This window comes from Nitrospirota bacterium (assembly GCA_016214855.1).
Classification (GTDB): Bacteria; Nitrospirota; Thermodesulfovibrionia; order Thermodesulfovibrionales; family UBA6898; genus UBA6898.
In genome coordinates, this window is sequence record JACRMT010000018.1 from 114,609 (window position 1) to 133,623 (window position 19,015).

Annotated in this window: 17 protein-coding genes; 16 read left to right on the forward strand and 1 reads right to left on the reverse strand. The window is 52.4% G+C overall.

Going from position 1 to position 19,015, the window contains the following annotated elements; all coding sequences use genetic code 11:
* Positions 1 to 962 precede the first annotated feature (962 nt).
* The 16 genes from HZB62_14925 (at position 963) to secG (ending at position 18,439) form a co-directional block, all read left to right on the forward strand.
* Entirely contained in the window at positions 963 to 1,811 is an 849-nt protein-coding gene (locus tag HZB62_14925; protein MBI5076442.1) for a phosphate ABC transporter substrate-binding protein, read from the forward strand.
* 301 nt (positions 1,812 to 2,112) lie between these two features.
* Entirely contained in the window at positions 2,113 to 2,592 is a 480-nt protein-coding gene (locus tag HZB62_14930; protein ID MBI5076443.1) for a chemotaxis protein CheW, read from the forward strand.
* A gap of 26 nt (positions 2,593 to 2,618) precedes the next feature.
* Entirely contained in the window at positions 2,619 to 3,884 is a 1,266-nt protein-coding gene (locus HZB62_14935; GenBank protein ID MBI5076444.1) for a substrate-binding protein, read from the forward strand.
* Between the two features lie 32 nt (positions 3,885 to 3,916).
* Positions 3,917 to 5,728, forward strand: coding sequence for a methyl-accepting chemotaxis protein (locus HZB62_14940; protein MBI5076445.1), 1,812 nt, complete (start codon positions 3,917 to 3,919; stop codon positions 5,726 to 5,728).
* A 2-nt stretch (positions 5,729 to 5,730) separates the two neighbouring features.
* Positions 5,731 to 6,624 (forward strand): protein-glutamate O-methyltransferase CheR, encoded by an 894-nt coding sequence (locus HZB62_14945; GenBank protein ID MBI5076446.1) that lies wholly within the window; start codon positions 5,731 to 5,733, stop codon positions 6,622 to 6,624.
* The gene (locus HZB62_14950) at positions 6,624 to 6,980 is read left to right on the forward strand and encodes a response regulator (GenBank protein MBI5076447.1); all 357 of its coding nucleotides are present in this window, start codon (positions 6,624 to 6,626) and stop codon (positions 6,978 to 6,980) included. The genes HZB62_14945 and HZB62_14950 overlap by 1 nt, the downstream gene beginning before the upstream one ends.
* Before the next feature lie 12 nt (positions 6,981 to 6,992).
* On the forward strand, positions 6,993 to 9,014 hold the full coding sequence (locus tag HZB62_14955; GenBank protein MBI5076448.1) for a chemotaxis protein CheA: 2,022 nt from the start codon (positions 6,993 to 6,995) through the stop codon (positions 9,012 to 9,014).
* A gap of 2 nt (positions 9,015 to 9,016) precedes the next feature.
* The gene (locus tag HZB62_14960; protein ID MBI5076449.1) at positions 9,017 to 10,093 is read left to right on the forward strand and encodes a chemotaxis response regulator protein-glutamate methylesterase; all 1,077 of its coding nucleotides are present in this window, start codon (positions 9,017 to 9,019) and stop codon (positions 10,091 to 10,093) included.
* The gene (locus HZB62_14965) at positions 10,074 to 10,481 is read left to right on the forward strand and encodes a response regulator (protein MBI5076450.1); all 408 of its coding nucleotides are present in this window, start codon (positions 10,074 to 10,076) and stop codon (positions 10,479 to 10,481) included. The genes HZB62_14960 and HZB62_14965 overlap by 20 nt, the downstream gene beginning before the upstream one ends.
* Positions 10,478 to 10,939 carry a chemotaxis protein CheX gene (locus HZB62_14970; GenBank protein ID MBI5076451.1) on the forward strand — a complete coding sequence of 154 codons (462 nt, stop codon included), beginning with the start codon at positions 10,478 to 10,480 and terminating at the stop codon, positions 10,937 to 10,939. Before HZB62_14965 ends, HZB62_14970 begins: the two co-directional genes overlap by 4 nt.
* Complete coding sequence (locus HZB62_14975; protein MBI5076452.1) at positions 10,939 to 11,310, forward strand: response regulator; 372 nt, start codon at positions 10,939 to 10,941, stop codon at positions 11,308 to 11,310. The genes HZB62_14970 and HZB62_14975 overlap by 1 nt, the downstream gene beginning before the upstream one ends.
* Complete coding sequence (locus HZB62_14980) at positions 11,311 to 12,351, forward strand: HD domain-containing protein (GenBank protein MBI5076453.1); 1,041 nt, start codon at positions 11,311 to 11,313, stop codon at positions 12,349 to 12,351. It begins immediately after the preceding gene.
* Between the two features lie 90 nt (positions 12,352 to 12,441).
* Positions 12,442 to 13,758 (forward strand): sigma-54-dependent Fis family transcriptional regulator, encoded by a 1,317-nt coding sequence (locus HZB62_14985; GenBank protein ID MBI5076454.1) that lies wholly within the window; start codon positions 12,442 to 12,444, stop codon positions 13,756 to 13,758.
* Entirely contained in the window at positions 13,755 to 17,252 is a 3,498-nt protein-coding gene (locus tag HZB62_14990; protein ID MBI5076455.1) for a PAS domain S-box protein, read from the forward strand. Before HZB62_14985 ends, HZB62_14990 begins: the two co-directional genes overlap by 4 nt.
* Before the next feature lie 84 nt (positions 17,253 to 17,336).
* Positions 17,337 to 18,083: a triose-phosphate isomerase gene (locus tag HZB62_14995; GenBank protein MBI5076456.1), complete on the forward strand. Its 747-nt coding sequence runs from the start codon at positions 17,337 to 17,339 to the stop codon at positions 18,081 to 18,083.
* Positions 18,083 to 18,439 (forward strand): preprotein translocase subunit SecG, encoded by a 357-nt coding sequence (secG, locus tag HZB62_15000; protein MBI5076457.1) that lies wholly within the window; start codon positions 18,083 to 18,085, stop codon positions 18,437 to 18,439. Before HZB62_14995 ends, secG begins: the two co-directional genes overlap by 1 nt.
* A 109-nt stretch (positions 18,440 to 18,548) precedes the next feature.
* Here the strand turns inward: secG and HZB62_15005 are convergent, their stop codons facing one another.
* Positions 18,549 to 18,962, reverse strand: a complete 414-nt coding sequence (locus HZB62_15005; GenBank protein ID MBI5076458.1) for a hemerythrin family protein — start codon at positions 18,960 to 18,962, stop codon at positions 18,549 to 18,551.
* Between the last annotated feature and the right edge of the window lie 53 nt (positions 18,963 to 19,015).

Genomic DNA, 19,015 nt, shown 5'->3' on the forward strand with positions numbered 1-19,015 from the left:
CTCACCTGCATCAGGCTGCATTAGCAGGAAAACTTATAGGTCTGATTTGCCGACGTTATAGTTCTTGACTTCTCTGCTGAACGCGCTACAATAAAATCAGGAAAAGGGTTTGCGGTTCTCCGGACCGGGTGAAACCAAAGGATCAAGCAACTCGGTTAGGGAGCGGGAGTGAGATGCGGTGAGCAAGCCTCCTGCAGTGAGGAGGAAGCCTGAAGCATCTTTCGAAGCCCCCAATTAGAAACAGCTTTTGGTTTCCCGGATCTGGGGCATCGCATTTATCATACTGGAGCCGCTGTAGGGTAATTGGTCATCCCCATAGTGGTTTGGCTGTAAGCTGAGAAGCCAGCGGGTGTATTAGGTCACGCTGACCCGAGGACGGCTCCATAAATGTATTAAAAGGCCTGAGGTATTTTATGATGCCTCCGGCCTTTTTTCTTTGTATCCTTATAGGATTTCCTCAATATTGTGAGAGCATCAGTCAGACCTATACTTTCCAGCCGAAAAAGCACTCCATAACAACAGTTCTGCTCCCACCAGGATCATATCTTCATCAGGTCAAGGAAGTATTTGAATTAGAAGGCATCTCAAAAACAGATCCGAAAAGATAAGAACTCGTCATTCCCGCAAGTGAAATGGGAGTCCCTCTTTTTCTGAAAGATTCCGGATACCCAAGCATAAGCACAAGCAGGAATGACAATTCGACAATCCTTCTACGAATAACGTCTTTTCATATAGCACAGGCCTTTTTGAGATGGCTTCTAAGAAAATGAATCGGGCAATAGTCATGATACTAAAAGGCAAAATGCCTGATAGTAGTTCAATGTATTTTTATTATTCAGCAAAATCAATACATTACATCCAGGCATACAACTTGCCAAATATATGGAGACAACAAGCCAGGATATTTGTAGGCTGGAATAGCAATATGAAACTACTGATTTGTTAAAGAGGAGGTTATGGAAATGAAGAGAATGGTCTTTATGGCTGCGATCACGTTTCTTATTATCGGGGCAATTGCTGCAGAAATTGCCGCTGCTGCTGAACTGAAGTGGGTGGGGTGCGATGTCCTTGAACTCTCGGTAATGCAGTCCATATCAAAGGAGTATGAAAAAAAGACGGGCGTGAAGATAAGTCTCGATGAAGCGGGGGCGACCAGAGGGATCGTGGACGTGGTGTCCGGAAAAGCCGACATCGGCGGCACGTGCAGGCACGCAATTGCGCGGACTGAAGAGCGTGGAGCAAAGCTTATCGTGGTGGCCTGGGACGCCATTGTAGTAGTTACGCATAAATCAAACCCTGTGGACAACCTGACTCTTGAGCAGATACGGAATATTTTTACCGGCAAGTTGTCCAATTGGAAGAGTGTTGGAGGCCCGGACCGGCCTGTCCAGGTTGTTGCACGGGAAGGAAAGCTCTCAGGGGTAGGCCGGATGGTGCGTGAGCTTCTGTTCAAGAACCCGGAGCAGGATTTTACTCCGAAGGCACTTCTTTTTAAATCCACAGGCCCAGTTGAAGAGACGGTGGAGAAGACCCCTTGGACTATTGCCTTCACAGGGGTAAGCAGCGCTGCGAAGCGGTCTTTCAAGATGCTGAAAATCGAAGGCAAGGCCCCTTCGTATAACACCATTGCCCGCGGTGAGTATATGTTGTACCGTCCGCTTTATCTTGTCACGAGACAGGACGCAAGTCCGGAGGTTAAAGGGTTTATCGCCTTCGTGCTTAGCGATGAAGGGCAGGCCATTATCAAGAAAGAGGGTACCGTAACCCTCAAGGACGGTCAGGTGCTTTGGCAGAAATACGGTGACCATTGAAAGAGCCCGGATAGTCCGGCTAAAAAGCGCCCTGTTAAGGCTGTATTGTGTCGCGTTTTTTGAGAACCTGAGGATTGAAACGACTGAAGGTCTCATGCCGCGCATGCTTTCCCTGCAGGAGGATGCAAATAAGCAACAAATGTATCGGGCAATAGTCGTAATAATAAAAGGCAAAATGCCCGAACATTATCGCTATTACAACAAATTAATCTATAAAATCAATATGTTACATCTAGGCATGCAAATTGCCAATAAGACTCAGACGTAGATGGAATTTAATTCTGCAAAAGGGGGGAGCCGTATGGCAAAGAATCTTCAGCTCGTTGTGTTCGGTATCTGCAAAGAACTCTATGGTGTTTCTATTGAATCTGTCAAAGAGATAGTCAGGGTGCCCTATATAACAGAAGTGCCGGATGCGCCTGCCTACCTTGAAGGTGTAATTAATCTGAGAGGCAAGGTAGTTCCGATCATCGATTTGAGAAAGCGGCTGCGTCTCGTTGGCGGAGAAAGGACCAAGTCGACCAGGATCCTTATTGTCGAGGGCGAGAACGGCCTCATCGGTCTGCTTGTTGATTCGGTTGCCGAGGTCAAGAAGGTGACCGTTGACTCCATAGAAGCGCCGCCTGAAATGATCTCTGCTATCGGGATTGAATATATCACCGGAGTAGTGAAGACAGAGGAAAAACTGGTCATACTCCTCGACCTAAAGGAGATTTTGGGGGTTGAATCCATAAGAAAAATTGAACATGCTGCCGGTCTTGTAGCCGAGCAGGCAGCATAACAAGGAGGAATGTAATGAGAAGATGGATGGTCGTTTTGCTTGCAGGGGTTTTTTTTCTGGTCGGAGCAATGCCTGCACTTTCAGCAGAGGTGGTCAAGATCGGATTGAACTACCCGAGGACCGGACCGTATTTTGTGCAGGGGCTTGACCAGTTGAGGGCGGCAGAGATGGCAAGGGATGAAATAAACGCGGCAGGCGGCATTATGGGAAAAAAGATCGAGATTGTCTGGCGTGATTCTCAGTCAAAGGTTGATGTGACGAAGAAGAACGTAACCGAACTGATAGACAAGGAAGGCGTCAGGATGGTCTTTGGCGGTTCAGCCAGCAGTGTAGCTATTGCTGCCGGAGAGATCGCACAGGAAAAGGGGGTGCTTTTCTTCGGAACGCTCACCTATTCAACGGACACAACAGGCAAGGACGGCCACCGGCATACCTTCCGCGAGTGCTATGACTCATGGATGGGTGCCAAGGCGCTGGCGCCGTATCTGAAAAAGAACTTCCCCGGAAAGAAATACTTCTATATCACTTCAGACTACACATGGGGGTGGACAACGGAAGAAGCACTGCGCAAGCTGACCGGAACTGCGGATAAGGCCCAGCATCCTGGCGCTCTTACCCCGTTTCCTACTGCAGCAGAGAAAGATTTTAAGGCTGCGCTTGAAAAGGCAAAGGCAGCCAACCCGGATGTCCTTGTGATCGTTCTTTTCGGGACTGACATGAGCAATGCCGTCAGCATGGCACGGCATATGGGTCTGAAGGACAAGATGCAGATCGTGGTGCCGAACCTTACCCTTGGCATGGCAGAAAGCGCCGGGCCTCAGGCCATGGAGGGCGTCATAGGAGCGCTTCCGTGGGCCTGGAATATCCCCTATCAGAAGAATTATGCGCGCGGTAAAGAGTTCGTCGAAAAATTTGCTTCAAAGTATAACCGGTATCCTGATACTTCAGGAGGTTCAGCCTACGCAATTATGCATGAGTACAAGGCTGCGGTGGAACGAGCCGGCACGTTTGATACCCCGGCAGTCATCAAGGCCCTTGAGGGTCATGAATATCAGCTTCTGAAGGACAAGCAGGTATGGCGCAAGTTCGACCACCAGTCAGTGCAGACGGTCTATGCGGTAAAGATCAAACCGGCAGCCCAGATCATGAAGGATAAATACAAGCTCGACTATTTCGAGATCATTGACAGCATGGCTGGCAGCGAGGCTGCGGTAACACTGAAAGAATGGCAGGCAAACCGTACCGCTGCAGGCAAACCCGCCCAGCTGGAAAAGCTTCCCGGTGAGAAATAGCATCCAATAATGACAAGAAAGGAGAACATATCGTGAACATTCTGTCACTCGTAAAAGTAAGGACGATCGGAGCCAAGCTTCTGATATTTACCATAGTATTTACCGTAGTACTCCTCGGCGGACTCGGCATGTACATGGTCAGGACAAACTATAGTTTTGCCCTTTCGATGATGAATACCCGCGGAGAATCAATGGCGAACTTCCTCGACAGGATCGGCGTGAACTATATCAGTTACTACAACCTGGTGGCCATCGACAGTTTTGTGGAGCAGGCGGTAAAAGACCCTGATATCAAGTTTGCCGCATTCTATGATGACCAGAAACGGCCTCTCAGCCAGCATGTAGAAAAGGTCAAGGAGCCTGAGAACACGGCCGGCCTTCTGGCGTACCCCCGCGAGATCAAGGACCCTGACGGCAAGACGCTCGGATACCTGAAGCTCTATTACAGTCAGGAGAGCCTGGTAAAGAATCTGCATCAGGGATATCTGACGGTCATTATCGGCGTAGGCGTCACCCTTGTGCTTTTTATCGCCGGCATATTCATGATCTCCCGTCTTGTGATCTCCCGTCCGCTCGGCCATCTTTCGAGGGTTGTCGAGCGTGTTGCCTCGGGTGATCTGTCGAGTCGTGTTGCGGTCAAGAGAAAGGACGAGATCGGCATCCTGGGTCATCATATCAATCAGATGATTGACTCCCTTGCAAAGCTGATAGGCCAGGTCAAGGTATCTTCAGAAAAGCTTGCGTCCGAGTCTTCGCAGATGGCCCTTACCTCGGATCAGGCGGCACGGAACAACGAGGCATCAGCTACTGCTGTCGAGCAGACAACAGCAACCATGCATGAAATGGCGACGAATATTCAGAATGTCTCAAGGAATGCCCAGAGACAGTCGATCACGGTGTCCGAGACATCGTCATCAATTGAACAGATGGTGACCTCCATCCAGAGAATAGCGACAACAGCCCAGCAGCTTGTCGAACTCTCCCAGAAGGCACGAAATGCCGTTCAGCTTGGGCTTGAAGCTGTCGATAAATCAGAAAAGGGAACGGATGAGATCAGCAGGGCGATAGTCAGGTCCTCTGATACGATCTCTGCCCTCGGATCGCGGGCTGAGGATATAGGCAAGATCGTTGATGTTATCGACGACATTGCAGAGCAGACGAACCTGCTTGCCCTCAATGCTGCCATTGAGGCTGCGCGGGCCGGAGAGCAGGGTCTTGGTTTTGCTGTTGTTGCCGAGGAAGTAAGAAAACTTGCAGAGCGGTCGGCAAAGTCCACAAAAGAGATCGCAGAGCTGATCACCGGCATCCAGAAGGAGGCCCAGGGGGCAATAAAACTGATGGAGAAATCCACGGATATTGTAGAAAAAGGAGTGGAACAGAGCCGGCAGGTGAGCGGCGCGCTGCACGCTATCGAAGGCGGTGTTATTGAAGTGGACCGGTTCTCCCGTGAGATAGGAGCTGCAACCCAGGAACAGAGCAAGGAAAGCACCCATATCGGGAAGGCTGCAGAGAACCTCAGGGATGTGACCCAGGAGATCCTGTCTGCTACGGAAGAGCAGGCCTCGGCCTCAGAGCAGATCGTCAGAACCATGGAGAAGATGCGCGAGATGATCCACCAGAACGCTTCAGGCACCACAGAGCTCGCAGCCACTGCAGACAAGCTGAATCTGCAGGCTGACAAGTTCCAGAAGATCATCAGGACATTTGTGGTCAGCAGCATTGACAAAGCGGACAAGGGAGATGCATACGACCGGGACGCGGACGATGGCAGCAATGCTGATACGTCAGATGATGACAGACGGGGAAACGGCAAATATCGCGGAGACCTGGTTGAGGTCGCATAATTATGCTGACTGACGAGGAGTTCAGACTCTTCCGCAACCTCATCCATGAGGAGGCAGGCATCTACCTGAAGGAGTCCCGAAAGGACTATCTTGAGAGCCGCCTCCTCAGGAGGATGCAGATGATCGGCTCCACCAGTCCCTACCGCTATTACATGCATGTCTCGAACGGCGGCAGGCAGGAGTTGATGAACCTGCTGGATCTTCTTACGATCAACGAGACGTCGTTTTTCAGGAATCGTCCCCAGATCGAACTCTTCAGGAATATGATCCTGCCTCAGCTGGTCAAGGCGAAGGCTCAGCATGGGAGGAAGACCCTGAGGATCTGGTCTGCCGGATGTTCCACCGGTGAGGAGCCCTACACCATCGCCATTGTTCTTGCCGAGACCATCCGTGACCTGCAGAACTGGGATGTGCGGATCTATGCCTCTGATCTGAGCCTGTCGGTTCTGGATACGGCGAGCCAGGCAATGTATGATGCGGACAAGGTGCAGGCCACGATCGAGGACAGCCTGATCACAAGATATTTTGACAAGGTCTTTATCGAGGACAGGCGGAAGAAATCCCGCGACGGCGGCAATGCGGCAATACCCCAGACCCCGGCAGTATTTCGGTACCGGGTCAAGGATGCCTTGCGGCGTCTGGTCATCTTCGACTTTCACAATCTGCAGCATGAGAACAGTCTTGCAGAGCTGGATGTCATCTTCTGCAGAAATGTGATGATCTATTTTGACGAACAGGGGCAGCGGCGTCTGATCGACCGCTTCTGCAAGATCCTGAACCCTGAGGGTTATCTTCTGCTCGGCCATTCTGAAAGTCTCCACGGCTGGATGAGCGGATTCGACTTTGTCTTTGAAAACAGAGGCACAGCATACCGGAAGAAAGGAAAGGAAGGCTGATGAATATTTTGCTGGCTGACGATGACAGGAATTTTGGCAGTATCCTGAAACGCGAACTTGAAGATGAGGGTTACGACGTCGATCTGGTGACAGATGGCGTTGAGGCCGTACTGCGCTTCATGGACAACAGCTATGACTTTATCCTGCTTGATATCAAGATGCCGAAGCTCGACGGGATCAATGCGCTCAGGATCATGAAGAGGGTGCGTTCCGAGACCCCGGCCATCACCATCTCCGGCAATGCCGGCAGCGGTGAGATGGCGGAATCGGTACGGGCAGGAGCGATCAGGTGTTTTACCAAACCCTTTGAGATCCAGCAGCTCAAAAGCGACATCAGGCGTTACGTCGGACGTTGATGAGGACATGACATGATCGACAACACAGACTTTTTCAGCGCAAGCGAGATCGAAGAGCTCAGGAAGGCTTTCTTTGCCCAGGCTCACGAGATCCTTGAGAATCTCCAGGATGCCCTGCTGCAGCTCGAAAAGGTCCCGGAGGATGCGGAAACGCTCAAAGCGGTGAAACGCTTTGTGCATACGCTGAAGGGTGATGCGAACTCCATCGGTTTGACAGAGGTCGGAACTCTCTGTCACAGCCTTGAAGATCTTCTGATCAGATATGCTGAACCTGCTTCCCGGGCAGGCAGCGGCATGATAGAGGTCTTCCTTTCTGCTGTTGATGTCATGCAGCGGATCGTCTCAGAAAACGAGCGCGGCACAAACGGCACCAGCATTCAGGAGGTCATGGCGCGGATCGCTGCACATGTCAGGAATACTGCTGCCGAAGCGGAAGGCAGCCGGACCGGGCAGGAGGAGCAGGCTCATCTCAGGCTGACGGAATATCAGTCGCTGCAGGCTGCCGAGGTCTTGCAGGGTGACGGTGCTGTTTTTGATATCGAGGTCGATTTTCATGCTCTCTGCCGTGAGAGGAGCATTGCGATCTTTATGGTGCGTCATCAACTGAGCAGCATAGGCCGTGTTATTGCAACAGTTCCTGAACCGGAGGACACGGCGGCCGATACCGCAGATAACGTTTCGTTTGTGCTCGCCTCAGAAGCGGCTTCTGATGTTATCCGTACGCAGGCATCGGTGGCCGGCATTACTGCGGGAATAAGGATCAGGGCAAGGGAGTATCGTGCAGAAAGGAGGTCCGGCACCGGAGCAGAGGCATCTGCAGTGCAGACTGCCGGCGAAACACTCCGCATCGATGCCTCAAAGATCGATCGCGTGATGAACCTTGTCGGTGAGCTGATCATCGGACGCTCGATGATCGAGCAGATTTCCCACGATGCCGGCGAGTCAGAGGTCATGGGAGATGTGGCCAGGCGGCTTGCCTCTGCCAATGCTTACCTGGGCCGTACGGTCTCGGACCTTCAGATGGTTGCCATGAAGATGCGGATGGTTCCGGTGAATCAGGTCTTCAGAAAGTTCCCCAAGATCGTCCGCGATCTCTCTGCTGAAAAGAACAAGTCCGTACAACTCGTGATACGCGGCAAGGAGACGGAACTTGACAAGAGCATTGTGGACGCGCTGGGTGAGCCGCTGTCCCATATCATCAGGAACTCTATCGATCACGGTATTGAGGACATTCAGACCAGAAAAGAGCTCGGCAAGAGCGAAGAAGCAACGATCGGCCTCAGCGCCTATCATGAGGCTGCCCGCATCGTCATCGAGATCTCGGACGATGGCCGCGGGATCGACGCGGTGAAATTAAGAGAAAAGGCGATAGCGCAGGGTTTCATAACCCAGGCCGATGCAGAAAAGCTCTCAGACCAGGAAGCGATGAATCTGATCTTCTATGCCGGGTTGAGCACCGCTGAAGTGGTGAGTGAGACCTCGGGCCGCGGGGTCGGCATGGATGCGGTGAAGGCTGCGGTTGAAGGAATGAAGGGCACCATAGAGGTAGAATCCGCAAGGGGAACCGGCACAACGTTCAGACTGCGGCTCCCGCTCACCCTTGCCGTTATCAAAGCCCTGCTGGTAGAGGTGAGCGAGCGGAGCTATGCCATTCCGGTCCCGATGGTCAGCGAGGTCATACGCGTTTCTGATGATACCCTCCTGACTGTCGACGGCAGGGAGGTCATCCGGTTGCGGGACCGCATTATATCGGTTGTCCGTCTCAACGATCTGTTCGGGTACAACGATATTGGGGAGCGCAGGAAGACACTGGTCATACTGAGCGTCAGGGGCGGCCATCTGGGCCTGCTTGTTGACCGCCTGACCTGTCAGCAGGAGCTTGTGATAAAGGCGATAAATACCAGCTATACGAGGTCGGAGCTTGTATCAGGAGCATCGATCCTCGGAAACGGCAGGGTTGTTCTGATACTCGATGTTGCCGCCCTTTTCAAAAAGGCGGTCGAAAACGAAAAGAAAAGGATGGCTGTTGTCTGATCATGATACGGGTCCTTGTGGTTGACGATTCGGCGCTTATGCGTAAAATGCTTTCCCAGATCCTCAGATCAGATCCGGGGATCGAGGTCATTGATACGGCAATGGACGGAGTTTTTGCCCTGACAAAGATCGAGAAACTGCGGCCTGACGTTATCACGCTTGATATTGATATGCCCCGCATGAATGGCATCGAGGCGCTCAAACATATTGTCGAAGAGTTCGGGATCCCCACGATCATCGTCAGCTCCATGGCAAGCAGGAATGCAGAGATGACCCTGAAGGCGCTTGAGATCGGGGCGTTCGATTTTATCCTGAAGCCGCAGAACGCCATATCGGTCCATATACAGGATATCGCTGCCGAGATCATCAGCAAGGTGCGGGCCGCATCGGAGAACCCTATTGCCAGGCTGAAGATGAAGAAGATCCCTGAGCCAGGGAGCAGGGAGCAGAAGAAACCGCTGGAGCAGGGAGTGTCGCCCGAGAGCCTCCTTGCGATAGGCATATCCACGGGAGGACCGAATGCCCTGAGCTATCTGCTCCCCCTTCTGCCCAGGAAATTTCCGGCAGGAGTAGTGATCGTCCAGCATATGCCGGAAGGATTCACCGGGATGTTTGCCTCGCGTCTGAACGCGATCTGCGAAATTGAGGTGAAAGAGGCAAGGGACGGAGATCTCGTTCTTCCGGGCAGGGTGTTGATCGCTCCCGGCAATCAGCATCTGAAGATCAAGCGTCTGCCGCTCGGCGCCATTGCCGTACTCAGTGCAGCAGCGCCGGTAAACGGCCATAAACCGTCGGCAGATGTACTCTTTTGCTCGGCAGCCCGGGAATATGGTCCCATGGTCACGGGCATGATCATGACCGGGATGGGAAATGACGGGGCTCAGGGCATGGCCGAGATCCACCGCAGCGGAGGGTTTACGGTTGCCCAGGAGGAGAAGAGCTGCGTTGTCTTCGGCATGCCCAAGGCGGCGATAGAACTGGGCGTGATCGATCGGGTCATAGCTCTTGAAGAGATATCAGAATTCTTACTAAAACGGTTTTGCCATAAGGAGGAACACTATGGGACAGTCAGGTGCTGAAAAAGGAATAAAGCAATTCACCTGTCTTATTGCGGACGATTCCGAGTTCGCACGCCGGACCATAACCAAGGTCCTGGCAGCGATCGGCGGAAATGTCATTGCTGAGGCCTCAAACGGTCAGGAGGCGGTGGATCTGTACACCAAACTGCATCCCGATCTGGTCCTGCTCGACGTGACCATGCCGGTCCTTGACGGCGTGGATACGCTTCGCAAGATACTGGAGAACGACAGTTCGGCACGGGTGATCATGGTGAGCGCGGTCGGCCATCGGGAGATGATATGGAAGGCCATCTGCATCGGAGCAAAGCATTATGTGACCAAACCCTATTCGCCTGATTATGTCAGCACGATCATCAGGTCAGTCGTAAGCAGCGGGGGTGCACAATGAGATATGAGTTCATCGGGCCTTTTGTTTCATCGACCATGCAGGTACTCGATAAAGTAGTGCAATGTGACATAACCAAGGGCAATCTCAGCCTCATAAACAGCAGGGATATGAGCGGCGAGATAGCGGTTATGATAGAAGTGCAGGATCATGCCCGCGGCAGCATTATCGTGAACATGGACCGTTCGACCGCTGTCCGCATAAGCAACGTAATGAATGGCGAGCAGGCTGACTCTCTCTCTGCGCTGGCCATGGATTCGATAGCGGAACTGGCGAATATGATCGCCGGCAATGCGGTCAGCACCCTCAATGACCTGGGGTTTGACTTCAAGCTGCGGGCTCCCCGGTTCCTGACACGGGAAAATATTGACGAAGACAAGTCGGGCCTGGAGATCTTCCAGGTGCCGCTTTTTACTGAATGCGGCGAGGTAACGGTCAATGCCCTGCTGGAGGGACACTGATGGCACAGCGCAATATACTTGTTGTGGATGACTCGGCGATGATGCGTCAGCTCATCTCGATGGCCGTCAGAAAGGTAGTTCTGGGCGTCTCTGTTTCGGAGGCGGCCAATGGCCGTGATGCGCTTGCCATGCTCAGGGCCCGGCATTTTGACCTGGTGCTGACCGATATGCAGATGCCGGAAATGGACGGAGGAGAACTGATAAAGAATGTCAGGAGGGATATGGGCAACACGCTCCCGATCATCGTGGTCACGACCAAGGGAGAAGAGCTGGACAGGGAGAGCGGGATCGCAAGCGGGGCAGACAGTTATCTTACCAAGCCGGTGAATCCGCAGGAACTGAGAGAGACCGTAAACAGGTACCTGAAATAAATGGCGACAGCAGGCGTTATACGATCGGAACTGAATCTCCTTTTTGTTGACGATGAGAAGGGGATCCTCGATTCTTTCAGCCTTCTTGTCGGGGATCTCGGCCACCGGGTAAGCACTGCTTCAGATGCCGACGAGGCAGGAAGACTCGTCAGGATGTCGAGGTTCGACATCATCTTCCTTGACCAGAATCTCGGCAATGTCAGGGGAACCGAGCTGATGAAGATACTTGCTGATATGGATCCGGAGGCCTATTTCGTGATCATCACCGCAAATTGTTCGTCGGATCTTGCTGTCGAGTCACTGAAGAAGGGCGCCGCAGACTTTATCGGCAAACCCTTTTCCGGGGCTGATATTATTAAAAGCATTGAATATGTTATGAAGAAACGTGAACTGGACATTGAAAAAAAGGAAATGATCGTTACCCTTGAGCAGATGGTGGACCGCAAGAACGAGGAACTGAAGAACGTGTTCTATGATGTGCTGACCTCTTTTGCCCAGGCAATGGAGAAAAGGGACTACGGCACGTATGGACACTGCAGGAGGGTAAGCCAGATCTCCTGCCTCATAGCTGCCGCTCTTGATCTCGGTGATGAAAAGCGGAACAGCCTGAAGGCGGCTGCCATGCTCCATGATATCGGCAAAATCGGGATCAGTGATTTTGTCCTCGGCAAGACCGGACCGCTCACCGCGGAAGAATGGGGCCTGATAAAGCACCATCCGGCAAAAGGAGTCGAGATCCTCCGTCCGATCAAACAGTTTTCTCCCATTCTGCCCTGTATCCTTCATCATCATGAGAACTATGACGGCTCCGGATATCCGCACGGGCTGGCGGGAAAGGATATCCCCCTGACCGCGAGGATCATTGCGATCGCCGATGCGTATGATGCCATACTTTCCGACAGGCCCTATCGGTCTGCTGCTGACCGGACCCGTGCCATGGATGAGCTGGTCCATTGTTCCGGCACTCAGTTCGACCCGGAGATCGTCCGGGCCTTTGCGGAGATCGATGCCCGCTATCACAATCTGTTCGGCTGCAATTAGTGTTACTATAGAACAGGTTGGAACAGTGCCGGCGTTATCAGCGGTCCTACGGGGCCTTTCAGCAGCGCCGGCTGAACCGGGCGGAAATATATGAATATTCTTATAGCCGATGACAATCAAAATCTGCGGAATTTGATCGCCTCTGAACTCAGGGAGGACGGCTATTCCGTGGCTGTTGCTGCTGACGGCGCTGCAGCCCTCGAATTGATCGACAAGAACGATTTTGATGTTCTGCTCCTTGACCTGAGCATGCCTCTTCTGGGCGGTATGGAGGTGCTTAAGAAGGTCAAGGCCCTTAAGATCCCGGGTGAGGTAATTGTCCTTACCGGCAATGGAACGGTTTCAATCGCCGTGGAGGCGATGAAGCTGGGGGCCTATGATTTTCTGACCAAGCCCTTTGAGATGAGCGAACTGAGGGCGACCGTGGAAAAGGCAGGCGAGAAGAACCGGATCCTCAGCGAGAATCTGATGCTGAGGACCCAGCTTCGGAGACAGGCTGAAACCAAGAAGTTCATCTCCCGGAATCCGCTCATGATAGAAATACTTGAATCAGTGAAGAAGATCGCCATGACCGATTTCCCTGTCCTTGTGAGCGGCGAGAGCGGTACCGGCAAGGAACTGATCGCCCGGGCAGTGCATGATTCGTCACCACGCTATGAAGGCCCGTTCATCCCGATCAACTGCGGAGCGATTCCGGAGAACATGATAGAGAGCGAACTGTTCGGCCATGAGAAAGGGGCGTTTACCGGCGCCCTGAACAAAAAGCCGGGCCTTCTGGAAATGGCCGAGGGCGGTACGATCTTTCTGGATGAGATCGGCGAATTGGATCTGAACCTGCAGACCAGACTGTTGCGTGTCATCGAGACAGGCAATTTTTTCCGGGTCGGCGGCATACGGGAAACCCAGGTGAGTGTGCGCTATGTAGCAGCAACGAACCGGGACATCAAGGCAGGGGTCGACAGGGGGAATTTCCGGGCAGATCTCTACTACCGCATCAGTGCGCTTACGCTGCATATCCCGCCGCTCAGGGAACGGCGGGATGATATTCCGCTGCTTGTAGATTTTTTTCTGAAGAACACTCCGGCGTTTCGCAGCAAGCAGTTCAGCAGTGACGCGCTTGAGATACTGGTAAAGTATGCATGGCCCGGGAATGTGCGGGAACTCCAGAACGTTCTGCACAGGGCTGCGCTCCTCTGCAAGGATGATGTGATAACACCCGCTGACCTGCCGTCCGATCTTTCCCTCTCTGTTTCGGCCCCGACCAGAAACCTTGAAGAAATGGAGAAAGGTCACATCATGGCTGTACTCAGGGAGGCCGGGGGCCACAAAGGCAGGGCTGCCGAGATGCTCGGGATCGATCCGAAGACACTCTACCGCAAACTGCAGTCCTATGGGATCAGCCGATGAACATTGGCCAGAAATTCACTCTCTGGGTATGCGTTGTTGTGGTTGTGATCGGTCTTGCAGCAGGGTTTGTCTTTTATAAGCTGGAGCTGCATAAAGAGATCGATCTGTACGAGTCGATGGGTCTGAAATTGGGCAATATCCTTGAAAAGAGCATTGTCTCCCATATGATGACCCGCCAGCGCAGCGCTATCCAGAGCATATTCAAGGATATCGAAGACGGTGAAACGATCACCGGCGTAATGCTAATTGACAGTAATCGCATTGTTCGCGCCGGAACAGATCAGACGCTGATAGGCAAGAGCATCTCTTCAGAGTTCCTGAAGTGTCACGGCTGCCATGAGGGCGGTCATGGCCCGAAATATTACCGTCTGAAGGATATCGCACGCTATGTTCAGCATGTCAGCAACGCACCTAAATGCCATGCATGCCATGACCCGAACCAGAAGTTCCTCGGAGCAATAATCATCGATTTTTCGGTTGGGGATGTTGAGAAGCATATTCGTCGTGAAATGCTCCTCGGATATCTGATCTTCATTCCGACACTGATTCTTATCGGCGCTGCAACGATCGTGCTCTCCAGGCAGCTTGTACACAAACCGATCGTTGCACTGACCGACAGCGTTCGAAACATGAGAGAGGGCAGTTACAGTGACAGCCTGGTTGTCAGGGGAAGCGATGAGATCGCGAAGTTCACCCAGGCCTTCAACGAAATGGGAGTAACGATCAGGGAGCGGGAGCACGAAAAGGATCTTCTGCTGAAACAGCTTTCCGACACCTTTGAGACATGGCAGAGTACCTTTGACAGCATCAATGATCTTATTGCCGTCTGTGATAATGACGGCTTCGTTGTTCTTGCGAACAGGGCTTATCAGGCCTATTTCGGTCTGACAGCAGCAGATCTTGCGCAGAAACATTGCATGAGCCTGATCGCCGGGCGGGACTGCGGCAATGGTGAATCTCCTGCCGGCGTGACGCTGAAGGACCGACGCGTGGCATCGGAGGAGATCGTCAACCTGAGGTCGGGGATCATTTTTCATGTCACGACCTATCCTTTCCGTTCAGCCGGCGTGGTTGACCCGGAGTTTATCATGGTGGCGCGCGACATTACGAGGCAGAAGAAGGCGGAATTGGCTTATATGGAGCAGTTCAAATTTCTCGGGACCATGATGGATACCATCCCCAGCCCTGTTTTTTATAAGGACACAGAGGGTAAGTATCTGGGCTGCAACAGGGCCTTTGAAGAGTTCATGGGCCGGGAAAAAAGTGATATTATCGGCAAAACAGTCTACGATATGGGCCCCCGGGAGATCGCAGACCGTTATTATGAGGCTGACAGACAGCTCTTCAGCAATCCCGGCACACAGTGCTACGAGTGGAAAGTGAAGAGAACTAACGGAGAGGTGCGGGAGGTCATCTTCAACAAGGCAACATTTTATGGGGCATCAGGCAACGTGGCCGGCCTGATCGGCATCATAACCGACATTACCGAACGAAAAAGAACCGAGATGGCGCTGATGGAGAGCGAGGCGACGTTCAGGGCGATCTTTGAGAACTCTCTTGATGCGATCCGTGTTGCAAGGAACGGACGTCATGATTATGCGAACCCTGCGTATCTTGAGCTTTTCGGATATGCAGCAGCAGCGGAGCTTGGCGGTCAGGCCGTGCTGGACATGATCTCGCCGTCCGAGCGCCCCCGCGTAGAAAAAATAATGCAGCAGCGGATCGGCGGAGAAGAAGCCCCGTCGATATATGCAACACGGGGTGTCCGGAGGGACGGTACAGAGTTTGATATGGAGGTGAGGGTATCCCTGTACAGGATCGCGGATGACATATTTACGGTAGCCAATATCCGCGACATCAGCGAGCGGAAAAAGCATGAAGAGATCATACAGCATAATTTCGATACGCAGAATGTTATCAATGCAATACTGAGGACGGGCCTTGGAAATATTTCGCTTGAAGAGATCCTGCAGGAAACCCTTGAGATCATACTTGCGCTTCCCTGGCTTTCGGTCGAGGCAAGGGGGAGCATTTTCCTGCTGGATGAGGAGCAGAAAGGTCTCGTGATGACGGCGAAAAAAGGACTTTCTGAATGTGTTGAAGATAACTGCGCAATGGTTCCGCCCGGGAAGTGCCTCTGCGGACTTGCTGCCATCAGCCAGAAGGTTGTATTTGCGGATTCGGTGGACGAACGCCATGAAATATGCCTGCACAACACAGCGCCGCACGGCCACTACTGCATCCCCATACTGTTCAGGGGCAGGACGCTCGGCGTGCTCAACCTTTATCTCAGACCCGGACATCAGAAAGATATCATGGAGGTCGAGTTTCTTGATGCGGTGGCCCAGACGCTTGCCGGGATCATCGTCCGCAAGCGCATTGAGCATGAACGCGAGCTGGCGATGAAGGACCTGGATGACGCCCTGTACCGGGTGCTGCGTGCCCAGAAGGAATGGGTATCTACCTTTGACAGTATTACGGATATGATCGCGCTTATCGACCGTGATTTCACGATAACCAGGGTCAATAAGGCCTTTGCACATCATTACGGCATGATTCCGCAGGAAGTGTTGGGCAGAAAATGTTATGAATTGGTTCACAGTCACGGGTCGCCGATTGCGACATGTCCGCATACGGAGACCATGCAGCAGCACCAAACGGCGACGACCGAGATCTACGACGATAAGACGCAGCGTATTTTCAGGACCACAACGTTTCCCTACTTCTCACCGCAGGGCGAGCTTGTGGGATCGATCCATGTTTCGCGCGACATTACCCGAGAACGGGAGAAGGAACTGCAGCTTGTCATGAACGAACGACTCGCTTCACTCGGTCAGATGGCATCGGGCATTGCCCATGAGATCAATAACCCTCTTGCTGCCATAGGGGGCTGTGCTGAGGGTCTTTTAAACCGGACCAAACAGGGACGGATCGACCCTGCCCTGTTCGAGAGTTACTTGAGCATTATTCAGGAAGAGGTGATGAGATGCAAGAACATTACCGGGGGCATGCTCTCGATCGTGCGTCCGGCCGCTTATGAAAAGCGTGTCCTGAATCTGAGCGAACTGCTGCGCAAGACCGTGGAACTTGTCAACTTTCAGGGCAGGCTCAGGAATGTTGATGTCAGAGAACACTATGCAGATGTGCTTTCAACGATCACGGGAAGCGAGGGTGAACTGAAGCAGGCGTTTCTTTCCATTATCACAAACGCCCTTGATGCCATGAGCGACAGCGGTGTCCTGACGATAGATACTTCCGGTAAGGACGATCAGGTCATTGTGAGCATAAGTGATACGGGAACCGGGATCCCTGCCGAACATCTCGGTCACATCTTTGACCCATTTTTTACCCTGAAGGCCGACAAGGGAGGCACAGGTCTCGGCCTTTCGATCGCGAACAAGATCATCTCAAATCACCATGGAGAGATCCGCGTACATTCAGATGAGGGGAAGGGAGCAACCTTTGTGATCACGTTCAGGCCTGAGACGGCCTGAACTGCATATTGCGGGAGGTCCATCCTCTCGGCAGGCTCCTGCAGCCTTGACGGAAACGGGTCGATATCATTACAATATCTGTCTATGAAAAGCTTTATTGCAGCCAACTGGAAGATGAACAAGACCATTGCAGAGACGAGGGAGTTTCTGCGTGATTTTATCCCTGCAGTGAAGGATGCGGTTGATGTCGATATCATAATCGCTCCGCCGTTCACCTCTCTGGCAGCTGCAGGCGAGGTTCTGAAAGGAACAAATGTCCAACTGGCATCCCAGGATATGTTCTGGGAGGAGAAGGGTGCATTCACCGGCGAGGTCTCTGCTGCCATGCTTCTTGAGGCAGGCTGCAGGCACGTCATCATCGGCCACTCCGAAAGACGTCAGTATTTCCATGAGGACGACGCTGTGGTCAATAAGAAAGTCCGGGCAGCAAAGAAGGCCGGGCTCGGTGTGATATTCTGCTGCGGCGAGTCTCTTGAAGAGCGTGAGGCGAACAAGACCTTTGATGTGATCGGCCGGGAGGTCGAAAAGGGGCTTGAGGGCGTTGATGCCGGGGACCTGGTTGTGGCGTATGAGCCCATCTGGGCGATCGGAACAGGCAAGACCGCATCTCCGGAGCAGGCCCAGGAGGTGCATGCCTTTATCAGAGACAGTCTCGGAAAATTATACGGCAGCGCAGCTGAAGGTATCCGCATTCTGTATGGGGGAAGCGTGACCCCGGAGAATGTCGGGTCCCTTATGGCATGCCAGGATGTTAATGGCGGCCTTGTCGGCGGCGCAAGTCTTAAACCTGACAGTTTTGCTAAATTAGTCTGTTATAAAAAGGAGAAGTAATGCTTTCAACATTGATTTTGATCGTGCATCTTATTGTCAGTCTGTTTCTTATCGTGATCGTGCTTATTCAGGGAGGCAAGGGATCTGAGATGGGGGCGGCTTTCGGCGGTTCAAGCCAGACGTTGTTTGGCGCGCGCGGAGCAGCGACCTTTTTCAGCAAGCTCACAACCGTTGCAGCTGTTGTGTTCATGATCTCATCCTTTCTTCTTGCTATTGTTCAGTCCAAGAGCGGCTCGATCATGAATGCTGTTCCTGCGGCTACACAGCAGCAAAAGGGCAGCATCCCTCAGGGGGGCACAGGCCCTGTGCAGGGTCAGCCTACTCAGCAGTCAGCTCCTGCAGCGCCTGCAAAATAGCACTATTCTGAAAGTTTGTCGAAGGGCATATCCCGGCATCTGATGATGCTGAATATGCCCTTTGTTATTTCAGGTCTTCTGAACTGCGAAAAGAGATGCGCTGTGGCTGTCAGGAGAGCGGTTTTGTCTTCAGGAATGAACCGAGGTCCTTGTCGATCCTGCGAATATGGTTTTTCAGCCAATCCACAAGAAGCTGATTTGTCGTAATGACCGTTGTAAGACCGATGCCGTCGGATTCGAGATGATCCTTCAGTTTTGAGAATTTCTCCAGAAATGCCAGATGCTCGGATTTGTGCTGCTGATAAGCAGGATACCTGAAATTGACCATATGTCTTTCTTCTTCGGCGAAGTGGGTTACGACATAATCCTCAAGAAATTTGATGACTGTCCTGACCTCCTCCTTGCCCTTTCCCTTATTGCAGGCTTCGAGTAGGTTGTTGATTCTTCCAAAAAGCTCCTGGTGTTGGGCATCGATACGGGGTAATCCGGTTGCCAAATCTTCTGACCATTGAATTGTCATAATGTCTCCTTTGAGCGGTTTAGTTGATATTCAGCAAAAACAAAACAGAAATTCTT